Origin of the sequence: Caulobacter soli (genome assembly GCF_011045195.1) — a bacterium.
In the GTDB taxonomy this organism is placed as follows: Bacteria; Pseudomonadota; Alphaproteobacteria; order Caulobacterales; family Caulobacteraceae; genus Caulobacter; species Caulobacter soli.
In genome coordinates this window covers 589,231-602,757 of sequence record NZ_CP049199.1, presented here as the reverse complement: position 1 = coordinate 602,757, position 13,527 = coordinate 589,231, and the positions used below count along the sequence as shown (strand labels likewise).

The window sequence follows — 13,527 nt, the reverse complement described above, 5'->3', positions numbered from 1 at the left end:
GGCGTAACGCGTGAAAACCTGAATGACAGCCTCCGTCTTCGACCTGTTCAAACTCGGCGTCGGCCCGTCGAGCAGCCACACCATGGGGCCGATGACGGCCGCCGGCCTGTTCGTCGGCCGCTTGCGCGACGCCGGCCGACTCCCCAGCGTCGCCCGGGTGGAGACGCGGCTCTACGCCTCCCTGGCCCTGACCGGACGCGGCCACGCCACCGACCGGGCGGTGATCCTGGGGCTGATGGGCTTCGTGCCCGCCGAACTCGATCCTGACGTGGGCGAGGCCGCCCTGCTGGAGGCCAGGGCCACCCAGTCGCTCCTCTTGGGCGGCGAGATCGATATCATCTTCGACGAAGAGCGCGACATCGTCTGGGCCGGTCACGAGCGCCTGCCCCAGCACCCCAACGGCCTGACCTTCACCGCCTTCGACGCCGCCGGCGCAGTCTTGGCCGAGCGCACCTATTTCTCGATCGGCGGCGGCTTCGTGCGCGACGAGAGCGAGATGGGCCGCAACGCCCCGCCCGAGCCCGGCCCCGAAATCCCGCACCCGTTCGAAAGCGGCGCCGACCTGGTGCAACGCGCCGCCGACGCGGGCGTGTCGATCGCCGGGGTCATGGCCGCCAACGAGCTGGCGCGCATGGACCAGGACGAGCTGGAGGCGGGGCTGGATCGCATCTTCGACGCCATGGAAGCCTGCATCGACCGGGGCATGCGCGAGACCGGAATCCTGCCCGGCGGCCTGGCCGTCAAGCGCCGGGCCCGCCAGATCCACCAGACCATCCAGGGCCGCATGGAGCGCCAGATCAGCGACCCGCTGGCGGCCATGGACTACGTCAACCTGTGGGCCATGGCGGTCAACGAGGAGAACGCGGCCGGCGGCCGGGTGGTCACCGCCCCGACCAACGGCGCGGCCGGCCTGATCCCGGCGGTGTTGCGCTTCTACCACCGTTTCCACAACGGCACGCCGCAGGGGGTGCGGGTGTTCCTGCTGACGGCGGCGGCGATCGGCGCGCTCTACAAGCGCAACGCCTCGATCAGCGGGGCCGAGGTGGGCTGCCAGGGCGAGGTCGGCGTGGCCTGCTCGATGGCGGCGGCCGGGCTCTGCGCCGCGCTGGGCGGCACCAACGACCAGATCGAAAACGCCGCCGAGATCGGCATGGAGCACAATCTGGGCCTGACCTGCGACCCGATCGGCGGCCTGGTCCAGATCCCCTGCATCGAGCGCAACGCCATGGGCGCGATCAAGGCCATCGACGCCGCGCGCCTGGCGCTGCTGGGGGACGGGCAGCACTCGGTGTCGCTCGACAAGGTGATCGCCACGATGAAGCGCACCGGCGAGGACATGAACGAGATTTATAAGGAGACGTCGCTGGGCGGGCTGGCGGTGGGGCTTTCCGTTAATCGGGTGGAATGCTGATCACTTGCCCCCTACGGATCGCTTCGCGATCGTCTTCCCCCGGAGAGGGAAGAGGCGCCGTGCGCGCGTCCTCCGCCCCCCTATGGGGGCGGACAGACCGCGTAGCGGTCCGGTGGGGGCAAGTCGGCAACCGCTCGTCACACCGACACGTTAAGCCTCGCCATCCCTACCGTCGGAGTTCCCCATGCGCCTCGCCCTGACCGCCGCCGCCCTGCTGGCCCTGACCGCCTGCTCCGCCCATGCCTCCACGCCCGGCGCCTGGAACGACCTGCGCGCCCGCTCGGACAAGGCCTGCATCGCCGCCGCCGAGGAGCTGCGCAACGTCCGCGTCACCGCCTATGGCGACACCTTTCAGGACGTCACGGTCTCGACCCTGGAGGGCGTCTACAAGCCCAAGCACATGAAGGGCGCGCGCGGCAAAGCCACCTGCGTGTTCGGCAAGCGCAGCGGCCGGGCCGAGGTGCAGGAACTGCAGGTTCGCCGCTAGGCTTTTTCCGCTTCCGGTTTTCGCGGCCGCTGCTAGGGTGCGCCGCGAGAACAGGAAGGGAACAGTCATGACCGGAACCATTCGCTGCGGCATCGGCGGCTGGACGTTCGAGCCCTGGCGGGGCGGTCCCTTCTATCCCGACGATCTCAAGCAGAAGGACGAGCTGAAATACGCCGCGTCCAAGCTGACCAGCATCGAGATCAACGGCACCTACTACTCCACCTTCAAGCCCAACAGCTGGCAGAAGTGGCGCGACGAGACGCCCGACGACTTCGTGTTCGCGGTCAAGGCCAGCCGCTTCTGCACCAACCGCCGGGTGCTGTCGGAGAACAACGACTCCCTGGAGAAGTTCCTGGGCCAGGGGCTGGAGGAATTGGGACCCAAGCTGGGGCCCATCAACTGGCAGTTCATGGCGACCAAGAAGTTCGACCCCGTCGATTTCGAGGGTTTCCTGAAGCTGCTGCCCAAGGAGATCGGCGGCCGGCCGGCGCGTCACGCGCTCGAGGTCCGCAGCCCCACCTTCGCAGATCAGCAATTCTACGACCTGGCCGCCAAGTACGGCGCGGCCATCGTCTACGCCGTCGACGAGGAGCCGACCTGGCCCTGCATCGACCAGCCGACCGCCGACTTCACCTATGCGCGGCTGATGTCGAGCAAGCCGGACGAACCGACCGGCATGAGCTCGGACGAACTGGACGGGATCGCCAAGCAGACCCAGGGCTGGGCTCAGCGCGGCGACGTGTTCGCCTACTTCATCGCCGGCGCCAAGGTCAGGAACCCGGCGGCGGCGATGGCGCTGATCGAGAAGCTGAAGAAGTAGTCTCACCGAAACCCTCTCCCGTGGGGAGAGGGAGGGACTCGACGCGAAGCGTTGGGAGGGTGAGGGCGTAAAACGTCAGCCGGCGTGCCGGCAGGGAGTCTGAGTGAAATCGGTGAGGGCGTAACTCCTCACCCTCCCACCGCTGCGCGGCGGGCACCGCCCTCTCCCGCTGGGAGAGGGTGCGAAACTTCCAGACACCCCAGTCCCCTCAGGCTCGTCGCCACCGCCGCGTCCAGCGACGTGGCCGGCAGGTCCGCCCCCAGGAAGGCCCGGAGCTTGCGGTCGTCGAGGACCAGCGGCTCGCGCCACAGGTAGCGCATCTCGGCCATCTCGCGGAACAACGGCACGACCGGCGACAGGCCGACGATCAGCCACCAGGGGAAGCCCATCACCGGCAGCTTCGGCTGGCCGGTCACGCGCCGCACCGAGGCCGCCATCTCGCCCCAGGCCAGCAGGTGGCCGCCGAAGTGGAAGACCTCGAAGGCCCCCAGGCGATCGGCGCGATCCAGCAGCCGGGCCATGGTCTCGGCCAGGTCGGGCAGATAGGCCCAGGCGTGGGCCACGTTCTTGGTCGAAGGCTCGGTCACCGACTTCACCGGCGCGCCCGGCTTGATCACCGCCTGGCCGAACCAGTTGTTGCCGGCGTGGGGTCCGAAGAAGTCGCCGGCCCGGACGATCAGCACCGACACCCCTTGCGCCGAGGCCGCCTTCAGCCGCCGCTCCATCTCGACCCGGATCCTACCCTTGCGGGTGGTCGGGGCTTGGGGCGCGGTCTCGTCGATCAGCGGGAAGGTCTCCAGGCCAAAGTTGTAGACCGTGCCCGGCAGCAGGATCCGCGCCCCCTGCGCCTTGGCCGCGGCGATGGTGTTGTCGATCATCGGCAGGACGAGCTTGCCCCAGTTGCGATAGCCGGGCGGATTGGCGGCGTGGACGATCAGGTGGACGCTCTGGGCGGCGCGGGCCACGTCGGCGGCGACCATGGCGTCGCCCTCGATCCAGTCGATCCCGTCGCGGGCCGGCTGGGCGCGGCGGGTCAGGGCGCGGACGGTCCAGCCGTGGCGGACCAGGGCCGAGGCGGCCTCGCCGCCGATGCCGCCGGTCGCGCCGATCACCAGGGCGGTGCGGGTTTGGGTCGAGGTCATGTTCGGTCTCCGTGAGAAGCTGATGACCGGAATTTGCGCCCTCGCCCGATAAACGAGAATTGGCGAACACCGTTGATCTGCTATGCACGAATGCATGGATGAGCCCGACTGGAGCCTGTACCGCGCCTTCCTGGCGGTGATGACCGAGGGCAGCCTGTCGGCCGCCGCCCGGGCCCTGGGCCTGACCCAGCCCACCCTCGGCCGCCAGGTCGCCGAGCTGGAGCGCGGCCTCGGCGTGGCCTTGTTCACCCGCTCGCCCCAAGGCTTGAAACCCACCGATGCGGCGCTGGACCTGGCGCCGCACGCCCAGGCCATGGCCGGGGCGGCCAGCGCCCTGATCCGGGCGGCGTCCGGAGCCGGCAACACCGCGCGCGGCGTGGTCCGCCTGACCGCCAGCGAGATCATCGGCGCCGAGGTGCTGCCCCGGATCCTGGCCGACTTCCGCCCGCGGCATCCCGGCGTGGCGGTCGAGGTCTCGCTGGACAACCAGCAGCAGGACCTGTTGCGCGGCGCGGCCGATATCGCCGTGCGCATGGTCCGCCCCACCCAGGACGCCCTGGTCGCCCGCCGCCTGGCCGACACCCACCTGGGCCTCTACGCGCACCGAAACTATCTGGAGACCGAAGGCGTCCCCACGAACCTGGAGCAGCTTCGCGACCACGCCGTGGTCGGCTTCGACAAGGGCACGCCGTTCCTGCGCGGCCTGGTCCAGCGCGTACCGCTTCCGCCGCAGGGCTTCGCTTTCCGCGCCGATAGCGACCTGGCCCAGCTGGCCGCCGTCCGCGCCGGCTTCGGCCTGGGCTTCATCCAGCACGGCGTGGCCCGCCGCGATCCCGACCTGGTTCCGATCTGCCCCGGCCAGATCGGCTTCGACCTGCCCGTCTGGCTGGTCATGCACGAGGACCTGCGGGCCACCCTGCGGATGCGCGCGATGTTCGACCATCTGGCCGAGGGACTGAGCGCGTTCCTGGCGACCTCGCAGCCTTGAGCCCGCCGCGCGCGTCGAGGCTGGACGCCGGGGGCCGGATCGCGCCACTAGGCTGAGGCGTGAAGTGTCGAGGGGAACGCGGATGAAGGTTTCGAGCGCGCTGATCGCGTTGCTGTCGCTGGCGGCCGGGCCGGCCTTGGCGCAGGACGCGCCGTCCGCTCCGCTGCCCGACCAGGTGAAGGCGTTGGAAGGCTGCTGGCAGGGCGCCGGCGAGGTCATGGGCAAGCCCGTGACCCTGTCCCTGTCGGCCAAGTCGGTCGCCTTGGGCGCCATGTTCGTGATCGAGACGGAAAGCCAGGCCAAGGCCGATCCCGCCGACCGCTACGCCGCCCACCTGGTGATCGGCGCCCGCGCGCCCAAGGGCGAGATTCCCGCGACGCTGACGGGCTATTGGGCTGATAGCTTCGGCGGCGACTACACGACCACCGGCGCGGGCGCGGTCCGCGAGGACGGCTTCGAGATCGCCTACAGCTATCCGCCGTCCAGCTTCCTGAACCGCTGGACCCTGACGGGCGACAAGCTGGACTGGCGGATCACCGCCCGCGACGGCGACAAGGAACAGGCCTTCGCTCACTACGAGGCCACGCGCGCAACGTGCCCCTCGGCCGGAGAACGTGGTTAACCAGACCTCAACGGGCGCGCGCTAGAACCCTTCCATGCGCCGCGTTCTCGCCTGTCTGCTGATCCTCGCCGCCGTGACCGGCTCGGCCGCCGCCCAGACGGCCAAGCCGACGCGCGTGATCCCCGCGACGCCGAGGGCCGCGCCCGCGCCAGCCGCCACGCCCGCCCTGCCGCCGCCGCTGGTCCCGCTGACCGGCGCGCCCGCCCAGGGCGTGGATTCCAACCAGTGCCGGTCGTCCTGCGCCCGCACCTACTATTTCTGCCGCGCCAACAGCGACGACGACAGCTGCGCGACCAGCTGGATGCAGTGCAAGTCGCGCTGCACGGCGACCTATTCGCCGCGCGCCCTGGGCAACTGATCGTCCACCTTTGACCTAGGGGCAGCTTGACGCCTCGCATAACGCCGATACGCTCACCTGAACAACGATAAGTCAGGGAGGCGCGCGATGAGCGCCAAGCTACCGCCCAACAGGCTGCCCAAGGCCTGCATCATCGGCGCGGGCTGCAGCGGCTTCACCACCGCCAAGCGGCTGAAGGACGCCGGCGTCCCCTATGACTGCTTCGAGGCCTCCGACGACATCGGCGGCAACTGGTACTACAAGAACCCCAACGGACTGTCGGCCTGCTACGAGAGCCTGCACATCGACACCTCGAAATGGCGCCTGGCCTTCGAGGATTTCCCGGTTCCGGCCGACTGGCCCGACTTCCCGCATCACAGCCAGGTCCTGCGATACTTCAAGGACTATGTCGCCCATTTCGGCCTGCGCGAGACCATCACCTTCAACACCAAGGTGACCCGCGCCGAGCGCACGCACGACGGCCTGTGGTCGGTGACCTTGTCGACCGGCGAGACCCGGCTCTACGACGTGCTGATCGTCGCCAACGGCCACCACTGGGACCCGCGCGTGCCGGAGTATCCGGGAACCTTCGACGGCCCCGCCTTCCACGCCCACGCCTACAGCGACCCGTTCGATCCGGTCGACATGCGCGGCAAGACCGTGGTGGTGGTCGGCATGGGCAATTCGGCCATGGATATCGCCAGCGAACTGGCCCAGCGCCCGATCGCCGGCAAGCTGATCGTCTCGGCCCGGCGCGGAGTCTGGGTGTTCCCGAAATATCTGAACGGCAAACCGTCGGACAAGTCGGCCATGCCGCCGTGGATGCCGCGCAAGCTGGGGCTGAAGATCGTCCGCTCGCTGATCCGCAAGCACGTCGGCAGGATGGAAGACTACGGCCTGCCCAAGCCCGACCACGAGCCGCTGGAAGCCCACCCTTCCGTCAGCGGCGAGTTCCTGACCCGGGCCGGCTGCGGCGACATCACCTTCAAGCCGGCGATCAAGGCGCTGGAGGGGCGGAACGTCCGCTTCGCCGACGACAGCGTCGAGCCCGTGGACGTGATCGTCTTCGCCACCGGCTACAAGATCAGCTTCCCGTTCCTGGACGACCCCGCCCTGGTCCCCGACGCCGACCACCGCCTGCCGCTGTTCAAGCGGATGATGAAGCCCGGCGTGCCCGACCTCTTCTACATGGGCCTGGCCCAGGCCCTGCCGACCCTGGTCAATTTCGCCGAGCAGCAGTCCAAGCTGGTCGCCGGCTATCTGACCGGCCGTTACGCTCCGCCCTCGCGCGCCGAGATGGAGAAGATCACCGCCAAGGATGAGGAGCGCCACACCGGCCAGTTCTACGCCTCGGCCCGCCACACCATCCAGGTCGACTTCGGGGTCTATTGCGCCGACCTGAAGAAGGAGATCGCGGCCGGTGAGAAACGGGCGCGGGCCGCCGGCGGCGCCCTGCCGGTTTTGGCGCGCGCGTCGGAATCCTTGCCACTGGCGGCGGAATGAGGCTGAAATCGTGACGGGGCGTCATCTGGGCCTCGCCACGAGTCGCGTCCGATGTCGAACATCGCCTACTTCCCCGCCCGTCCGCCCCCGGAAGATAACCGCCCCGGCAAGCGCGAACGCACCAAGGTCGCCAACCGCCAGGCCATCCTGGACGCGGCGCGGGCGGTGTTCGGCGAGCTGGGCTACGAGGCGGCCACGGTGCGCGACATCATCCGCCGCACGGGTTTGGCCTCGGGCACCTTCTACAACTACTACAAGTCCAAGGAAGAAGTGTTCGACGCCCTGGCCGACGACGGCGCGCGGCGCTTCCGGCCGATCCTGCGGGCCGAGTCCGAGCGGGCGGTCGATTTCGAGAGCTTCCTGCGCGGCGCGATCCGGGCCTATTTCGACTTCCTGGCGGCCGAGCACGAAAGCTGGCGGATCAACCGGCCGGCCGGCGAGGTCTTTCCCCACGCCCGCGCCACGCCCGAGATCCAGGCGGTGTTCGACGAGGTCCACGCCGCCTTCGCCAAGGTGCTGGAGCACGACCACGCTCCGGCCGTCGACCTGGACTATTTCGCCGCCGCCTGCATCGCCGTGGCGCGCGAGGTCGGCGACAAGATGCTGGAGCGTCGCCCGGTCGACGTGGACGGCGCGGCCGACTTCGCCGTCCGGATGATCCTGGGCGGCCTGCCGGCCCTGCCCCGCCTCTAGAGATCCCTCGCCTCCAGAAAGAGCCCGAATGGCCGACCCCGCCGTCCAGAAGTTCATCCTCAAGGCGCTGATGTCGCTGCCCAGCCCGATCCTTAGGGCGATGTCGGGCGGCGGGACGGTCTATCGCGGCGGGCGGACCCTGGACCCGCGCTTCCAGTTCCTGGCCGCGGCCGCCGCGAAGATGCCGTCGATGACCACGCTGTCGCCGGACGAGGCCCGCGCCGCCAGCGCCAGGGGCCTGGCCGCCATGAGCGGTCCGCCCGAGCCGGGCGTGCGCAACGAGAACTTCTCGATCGACGGTCCCGACGGCCCCGTCAGGCTGCGCGCCTATCGCCCAGCCGATCAGGACAGCGGCGCGCCCCTGATCGTCTTCGCCCACTTCGGCGGCGGAGTGATCGGAGATCTGGAGACCTGCCACGCCTTCTGCGGGATCCTGGCGCGGATCGCCCGCACGGCGGTGCTGTCGGTCGACTACCGCCTGGCGCCCGATCACCGCTTCCCGGCCGGTCTGGACGACGTACTGGCCGCCTTCCGCTGGGGGCGCGACAACGCCGCTCGGTTCGGGGCCCTGCCCGGGACGGCGGCGATCGGCGGCGACAGCATGGGCGGCAACTTCGCGGCCATCGTCGCCCAGGAGATGAAGCGCCTGGGCGAGGCTCAGCCGGCCCTGCAGCTGCTGATCTATCCCGCCGTCGACGTGGCCAGCGAGACGCCGTCCATGACCACCTATGGCGACGCCTATCCGCTGAGCCGGCCGATCATGGACTGGTTCATGGGTCACTATATGGGCGCCGACGCCGATCCGGCCGATCCGCGCCTGTCGCCCAACAAGACCGAGGATCTGACGGACCTGGCCCCGGCCGTGGTGGCCACCGCCGGCTTCGACCCGCTGGTCGACCAGGGCGAGGCCTACGCCAAACGGCTGATCGCGGCTGGCGTGGCCGTGCGTTATCGTTGCTACGACAGCCTGGCGCACGGCTTCACGGCATTTACCGGAGCCGTCCCGGCGGCGGACACGGCGTGTCGGGAGATCGCGCGCCTGGTCCGAGAAACATTCGACTATTGGACCGATTGATGCGCGCCCTGGTCGTCGAGGCCTTGGCCCCCGACTTCGCCGGCTGCGCGATCCACGACATCCCCACGCCGACGCCCGGCCCGGGCGAGGTCCTGGTCCGCGTCCGCGCCGCCAGCGTCAACTTCCCCGACCTGCTGATGACCCGGGGCGAATACCAGTTCAAACCGCCCCCGCCCTTCACCCTCGGCCTGGACCTGGCCGGCGAGGTCGCGGCTCTGGGCGAGGGCGTCACGGGATGGAGCCTTGGCGACGCCGTGGTCGGCGGGGCGCGGCTGGGCGGGTTCGCCGAATATGCGGTGCTGTCGGCCGACGCCCTGAAGCCCAAGCCCGCCCGACTATCGTTCGCGGAAGCCGCCGCCTATGGCGCGGCCTACCTTACCGCCTATGTCGCCCTGGTCCGCCGGGCGCGGCTGGAGCCTGGCGAGTGGGTGCTGGTCCAAGGCGCGGCCGGCGGGGTGGGACTGGCGGCCGTCGACCTGGCCAAGGTCCTGGGCGCGCGGGTGATCGCCGCCTCGGCCTCGGACGAGAAACTCGCGCAGATCCAGCGCCTCTACGCCCCAGACGCCGTGGTCAACGTCACCGGCGGCTTCAAGGACAAGATCAAGGCGATCACCGGCGGCCACGGCGTCGACGTGATCTACGACCCCGTGGGCGGCGACGTCTTCGACGAGAGCGTGCGCTGCATCGCCTTCGACGGGCGGCTGCTGGTGATCGGCTTCACCTCGGGACGCATCCCGACCGTCTCGGTCAACATGCCGCTGATCAAGGGCTTCTCGGTGATGGGCGTGCGGGCCGGCGAGTATAGCCGGCGATTTCCGGAGAGGGGTCGCGAGAACGCCGAGGCGGTGTGGAGGATGGCGGACCAGGGCGTGATCCGGCCGCACGTGCACGCCGAGCTGCCGTTGGATCGCTGGCGCGAGGCGTTCGATCTGCTGGCGAGCCGACAGGTCGTTGGCAAGGCGATTATCCGGCCGGATCTCTAGCGGCGACCACCTGCCCCCTACGGACCGCTTCGCGGTCGTCTTCCCCCACAGGGGCAAGAGGCTTAAGCGGCGCCAGGCGGAGGCAAGTTCGTCCAACCCCTTGGTTCGACTCATGTTGACAGCCGCCGCCCGTTCCCTTATCCACCGCCCCTCACTCGCGGCGGCCCTACGGCCTTCGCGTCCCATTATTATCGGAGCCACCTCGTGAAGCGGACATTCCAGCCGTCGAAGCTCGTGCGAGCCCGCCGTCACGGCTACCGCGCGCGTATGGCCACCAAGAACGGCCAAAAGATCGTCGCGCGTCGCCGCGCCAAGGGCCGTAAGCGCCTGACGGCCTAACAGCCTTTCTCCCGTCTCTTTTTTGGCGGGAAACTAGACCATGATGAAAGCCGCCCTTTCCTCGAACCAGGCCTCTGGCCTGCGCCGGAAGGGGCGGCTTTTTTCATGACCGAAGCCCCGGTTAAGCCGGTGAAGATCGAGCGCCTCAAGAAGCGCCCCGACTTCCTGAAGGCCGCCAAGGCGCCCAATCTGGCGCGCGGGGCGGTGTTCATGCAGATGCGCCCGCGCCACGACGACGACCCGCTGATCCGGGTCGGATTCACCGCCACCAAGAAGATCGGCGGCTCGGTCGAGCGAAATCGCGCCAAAAGACGCCTGCGCGAGGCCGCCAGGCTGCTTCTCCCCCTTCATGGCCGCCCTTCTTGCGACTATGTGTTCATCGCCCGCGGCGGAACTGGCCAGCGGGCATGGGGGCGTTTGCTTGACGATGTTAAAACCGCGCTGATAAGCCTCGCCGCCGACCTCGATCGCGCGGGCCCGGGCGCGACGCCCGTACCGCACGCCCCCGCCGCGTCCGATTCCTCCGTTTCTGGTTAAGTCCAACCCATGCAGAACGACTCCAACAAAAACACGCTGATGTTCCTCGTCTGCGCGTTTGCGATCCTGATCGGCTACCAGTTCCTGGTGCTGGGTCCGCAGCAGAAGGCGCGCGAGGCCGAGCTTCGCGCCAAGAAGATCGCCGAGGCGCAGGTCGCCGCCCAGCCGGGCATGACCATCGGCGCCGACGGACTGCCCCAGCCGCTGAAGCTGTCGCGCGACGCCGCCAAGGCCCAGAGCCCGCGCGTCGCCGTCGACACCCCGGCCCTGTCGGGCTCGATCGCCCTGAAGGGCGCGCGGATCGACGACCTGTGGCTCAAGCGCTTCACCCAGACGGCCGACAAGAATTCGCCGCCGGTCGAGCTGTTCCGCCCCGAGGGCGCCGAGCACGCCTGGTTCGCCGACTTCGGCTGGGCCGGGATCGCCGGCATGACCGGCCTGCCCACGCCCAACACCGTGTGGACCGCCGCGCCCGGCCAGGTGCTGCGTCCGAACACGCCGGTCGTCCTGACCTATGACAACGGCCAGGGCCTGGTGTTCACCCGCACCATCTCGGTCGACGCCGACGCCATGTTCACGGTCGCCGACACCGTCCGCAACCAGGGCGGCGCGGCCGTGGCCCTGGCCCCCTACGCCTCGGTCCAGCGCCAGGGCATTCCGACCGACGGCCCGCACGGCCTGGGCAAGACCCAGATCGTCTACGAAGGCGGCATCGGCGTGCTGGGCGGCATCGATGGCGTCAACGACGGCAAGTACCTGCTGCAGGACAAGGCCAAGTACCCGAAGTGGAAGAAGGACAAGCCGCTCCAGGACAACCTGGACTCCAAGGGCGGCTGGATCGGCATGACCGACAAGTACTGGCTGGCGGCCCTGGTTCCCCAGCAGTCCGAGATGATCAAGGGCCGCTTCCAGGTCAAACCGGTCAGCGGCGTCGACGTCTATGAATCGGCCTTCACGGGCGCGCCGCGCTCGCTGGCGGCCGGCGCCACGATCACCAACACCACCCGCCTGTTCGCCGGCGCCAAGACCGTGCCGCTGCTGACCCGCTACGAGTACGGCGGCAAGCCGGTGGTCTGGTGGGAGTTCTGGAACCGTCCGACCAGCGTCATCCCCAACTTCGACAAGGCCGTCGACTGGGGCATGTTCTCGTTCTTCACGCGCCCGATCTTCAACATCCTGGAGATCTTCTACAAGCTGGTCGGCAACTTCGGCCTGGCCATCATGCTGCTGACCGTCCTGCTGAAGCTGATCCTCTTCCCGTTGGCCGACAAGAGCTACGAGTCGATGGCGAAGATGAAGAAGATCGCCCCCGACGTCGAAAAGCTGAAGGCCAAGCACAAGGACGATCCGGCCAAGCAGCAGCAGGAAATGATGGCGCTGTACGCCAAGGAGAAGATCAACCCGATGATGGGCTGCATCCCGATGCTGGTGCAGATCCCGATCTTCTACTCGCTGTACAAGGTGCTGACGGTGACCATCGAGATGCGGCACGCGCCGTTCTTCGGCTGGATCACCGACCTGTCGGCCAAGGACCCGACCACCTTCCTGAACCTGTTCGGCCTGATCCCCTGGGATCCCGCCCACGCCCCGTTCATCGGCGCCTTCCTGGCCACCACCGTGCACATCGGCATCTGGCCGCTGCTCTACGGCTTCACCATGTGGCTGACCACGTCGATGAACCCACCGGCCGGCGACCCGATGCAGCAGAAGATCTTCCAGCTGTTCCCGATCGTGTTCACCTTCACCCTGTCGGGCATGGCCGTGGGCCTGGTGATCTATTGGTGCTGGAGCAACGTGCTGACGATCATCCAGCAGTACATCATCATGCACCGCTACAAGGTCGAGAACCCGATCGACAAGTTCATCGCCAGGCTGCGCGGCAAGACCGTCGAGGCCACCTGATGGACGAACTGTCCTACAGCGACGAAGAGATCGAAGCGGCCCGCGTGCTGTTCGCCCAACCGGCGACCTTCATGATGGGCGCGGTCAAGATGGACGGCATGCCGGCGCCCAGCCTGCCGGAAGTGGCCTTCGCCGGCCGCTCCAACGTCGGCAAGTCCAGCCTGATCAACGGCCTGGTGAACCAGAACCACCTGGCGCGGGCCTCGAACTCGCCGGGCCGCACGCGCGAGGTCAACTTCTTCGTGCTGGCCGAGCAGCTGCGGCTGGTCGACCTGCCGGGCTATGGCTTCGCCCGGGTGTCCAAGACCATCGCCGACAAGTTCCAGGACCTGGGCCGCGCCTATCTGCGCGGCCGGGTGAACCTCAAGCGCGTCTACCTGCTGATCGACGCCCGCCACGGGCTGAAGTCGGTGGACGCCGAGGCCCTGGACGCGCTCGACATCGCGGCGGTCTCCTACCAGATCGTCCTGACCAAGGCCGACAAGATCAAGCAGGCCGAGCTCGACGTCACGATCGACAAGACCCTGAAGGCCATCGCCAAGCGCCCGGCCGCCTTCCCCAAGGTCCTGGCCACCTCGTCGGAGAAAGGCTACGGCCTGCCCGAACTGCGCGCCGAGATCGCCCGCACCTGTTTGTCCTAGAGTCCACCGCTCCAGCCGAGGCTGGAGCGGACGGACATCAAAGAGTC

At 68.7% G+C, this 13,527-nt stretch carries 15 protein-coding genes; 14 read left to right on the top strand and 1 reads right to left on the bottom strand.

Annotated features, from left to right (window positions below; genetic code table 11):
* The first annotated feature begins 22 nt into the window (after positions 1–22).
* From G3M62_RS02870 to G3M62_RS02860, 3 genes are all read left to right on the top strand, one after another.
* Positions 23–1,411 carry an L-serine ammonia-lyase gene (locus G3M62_RS02870; RefSeq protein WP_165184571.1) on the top strand — a complete coding sequence of 463 codons (1,389 nt, stop codon included), beginning with the start codon at positions 23–25 and terminating at the stop codon, positions 1,409–1,411.
* A gap of 184 nt (positions 1,412–1,595) precedes the next feature.
* Positions 1,596–1,898 (top strand): hypothetical protein, encoded by a 303-nt coding sequence (locus G3M62_RS02865; protein WP_165184569.1) that lies wholly within the window; start codon positions 1,596–1,598, stop codon positions 1,896–1,898.
* 67 nt (positions 1,899–1,965) lie between these two features.
* Positions 1,966–2,718, top strand: coding sequence for a DUF72 domain-containing protein (locus G3M62_RS02860; RefSeq protein ID WP_165184568.1), 753 nt, complete (start codon positions 1,966–1,968; stop codon positions 2,716–2,718).
* 128 nt (positions 2,719–2,846) lie between these two features.
* Here G3M62_RS02860 and G3M62_RS02855 read toward each other — a convergent pair whose 3' ends face one another.
* Positions 2,847–3,860 (bottom strand): NAD-dependent epimerase/dehydratase family protein, encoded by a 1,014-nt coding sequence (locus G3M62_RS02855; RefSeq protein ID WP_165184566.1) that lies wholly within the window; start codon positions 3,858–3,860, stop codon positions 2,847–2,849.
* A 94-nt stretch (positions 3,861–3,954) separates the two neighbouring features.
* Here G3M62_RS02855 and G3M62_RS02850 point away from each other — a divergent pair, with 94 nt between their 5' ends.
* From G3M62_RS02850 to yihA, 11 genes are all read left to right on the top strand, one after another.
* Positions 3,955–4,848: a LysR family transcriptional regulator gene (locus tag G3M62_RS02850; RefSeq protein WP_165184565.1), complete on the top strand. Its 894-nt coding sequence runs from the start codon at positions 3,955–3,957 to the stop codon at positions 4,846–4,848.
* A gap of 82 nt (positions 4,849–4,930) precedes the next feature.
* On the top strand, positions 4,931–5,470 hold the full coding sequence (locus tag G3M62_RS02845; protein ID WP_165184563.1) for a hypothetical protein: 540 nt from the start codon (positions 4,931–4,933) through the stop codon (positions 5,468–5,470).
* 34 nt (positions 5,471–5,504) lie between these two features.
* A complete protein-coding gene (locus G3M62_RS02840) occupies positions 5,505–5,828 on the top strand; it encodes a hypothetical protein (RefSeq protein WP_165184561.1) in 324 nt (107 codons plus the stop codon).
* Between the two features lie 87 nt (positions 5,829–5,915).
* Positions 5,916–7,310, top strand: a complete 1,395-nt coding sequence (locus G3M62_RS02835) for a flavin-containing monooxygenase (RefSeq protein WP_165184560.1) — start codon at positions 5,916–5,918, stop codon at positions 7,308–7,310.
* A 51-nt stretch (positions 7,311–7,361) separates the two neighbouring features.
* Positions 7,362–8,003 (top strand): TetR/AcrR family transcriptional regulator, encoded by a 642-nt coding sequence (locus G3M62_RS02830; RefSeq protein WP_165184558.1) that lies wholly within the window; start codon positions 7,362–7,364, stop codon positions 8,001–8,003.
* A 28-nt stretch (positions 8,004–8,031) separates the two neighbouring features.
* Positions 8,032–9,078: an alpha/beta hydrolase gene (locus tag G3M62_RS02825; RefSeq protein ID WP_165184557.1), complete on the top strand. Its 1,047-nt coding sequence runs from the start codon at positions 8,032–8,034 to the stop codon at positions 9,076–9,078.
* On the top strand, positions 9,078–10,061 hold the full coding sequence (locus G3M62_RS02820) for an NADPH:quinone oxidoreductase family protein (protein ID WP_165184555.1): 984 nt from the start codon (positions 9,078–9,080) through the stop codon (positions 10,059–10,061). Before G3M62_RS02825 ends, G3M62_RS02820 begins: the two co-directional genes overlap by 1 nt.
* A gap of 204 nt (positions 10,062–10,265) precedes the next feature.
* Entirely contained in the window at positions 10,266–10,400 is a 135-nt protein-coding gene (gene rpmH, locus G3M62_RS02815; RefSeq protein ID WP_012284717.1) for a 50S ribosomal protein L34, read from the top strand.
* 105 nt (positions 10,401–10,505) lie between these two features.
* Positions 10,506–10,937: a ribonuclease P protein component gene (rnpA, locus tag G3M62_RS02810; RefSeq protein ID WP_165184554.1), complete on the top strand. Its 432-nt coding sequence runs from the start codon at positions 10,506–10,508 to the stop codon at positions 10,935–10,937.
* Between the two features lie 9 nt (positions 10,938–10,946).
* Positions 10,947–12,839, top strand: coding sequence for a membrane protein insertase YidC (gene yidC, locus G3M62_RS02805; protein WP_165184552.1), 1,893 nt, complete (start codon positions 10,947–10,949; stop codon positions 12,837–12,839).
* Complete coding sequence (gene yihA, locus G3M62_RS02800) at positions 12,839–13,480, top strand: ribosome biogenesis GTP-binding protein YihA/YsxC (protein ID WP_165184550.1); 642 nt, start codon at positions 12,839–12,841, stop codon at positions 13,478–13,480. The genes yidC and yihA overlap by 1 nt, the downstream gene beginning before the upstream one ends.
* Positions 13,481–13,527: the final 47 nt, after the last annotated feature.

Coding starts and splice junctions, on each gene's coding strand:
- yihA (WP_165184550.1), top strand. CDS start 12,839: ATGGACGAACTGTCCTACAGCGACGAAGAGATCGAAGCGGCCCGCGTG.
- G3M62_RS02820 (WP_165184555.1), top strand. CDS start 9,078: ATGCGCGCCCTGGTCGTCGAGGCCTTGGCCCCCGACTTCGCCGGCTGC.
- G3M62_RS02855 (WP_165184566.1), bottom strand. CDS start 3,860: ATGACCTCGACCCAAACCCGCACCGCCCTGGTGATCGGCGCGACCGGC.
- G3M62_RS02835 (WP_165184560.1), top strand. CDS start 5,916: ATGAGCGCCAAGCTACCGCCCAACAGGCTGCCCAAGGCCTGCATCATC.
- G3M62_RS02865 (WP_165184569.1), top strand. CDS start 1,596: ATGCGCCTCGCCCTGACCGCCGCCGCCCTGCTGGCCCTGACCGCCTGC.
- G3M62_RS02850 (WP_165184565.1), top strand. CDS start 3,955: ATGGATGAGCCCGACTGGAGCCTGTACCGCGCCTTCCTGGCGGTGATG.
- G3M62_RS02845 (WP_165184563.1), top strand. CDS start 4,931: ATGAAGGTTTCGAGCGCGCTGATCGCGTTGCTGTCGCTGGCGGCCGGG.
- G3M62_RS02860 (WP_165184568.1), top strand. CDS start 1,966: ATGACCGGAACCATTCGCTGCGGCATCGGCGGCTGGACGTTCGAGCCC.
- G3M62_RS02840 (WP_165184561.1), top strand. CDS start 5,505: ATGCGCCGCGTTCTCGCCTGTCTGCTGATCCTCGCCGCCGTGACCGGC.
- rnpA (WP_165184554.1), top strand. CDS start 10,506: ATGACCGAAGCCCCGGTTAAGCCGGTGAAGATCGAGCGCCTCAAGAAG.
- G3M62_RS02870 (WP_165184571.1), top strand. CDS start 23: ATGACAGCCTCCGTCTTCGACCTGTTCAAACTCGGCGTCGGCCCGTCG.
- yidC (WP_165184552.1), top strand. CDS start 10,947: ATGCAGAACGACTCCAACAAAAACACGCTGATGTTCCTCGTCTGCGCG.
- G3M62_RS02830 (WP_165184558.1), top strand. CDS start 7,362: ATGTCGAACATCGCCTACTTCCCCGCCCGTCCGCCCCCGGAAGATAAC.
- G3M62_RS02825 (WP_165184557.1), top strand. CDS start 8,032: ATGGCCGACCCCGCCGTCCAGAAGTTCATCCTCAAGGCGCTGATGTCG.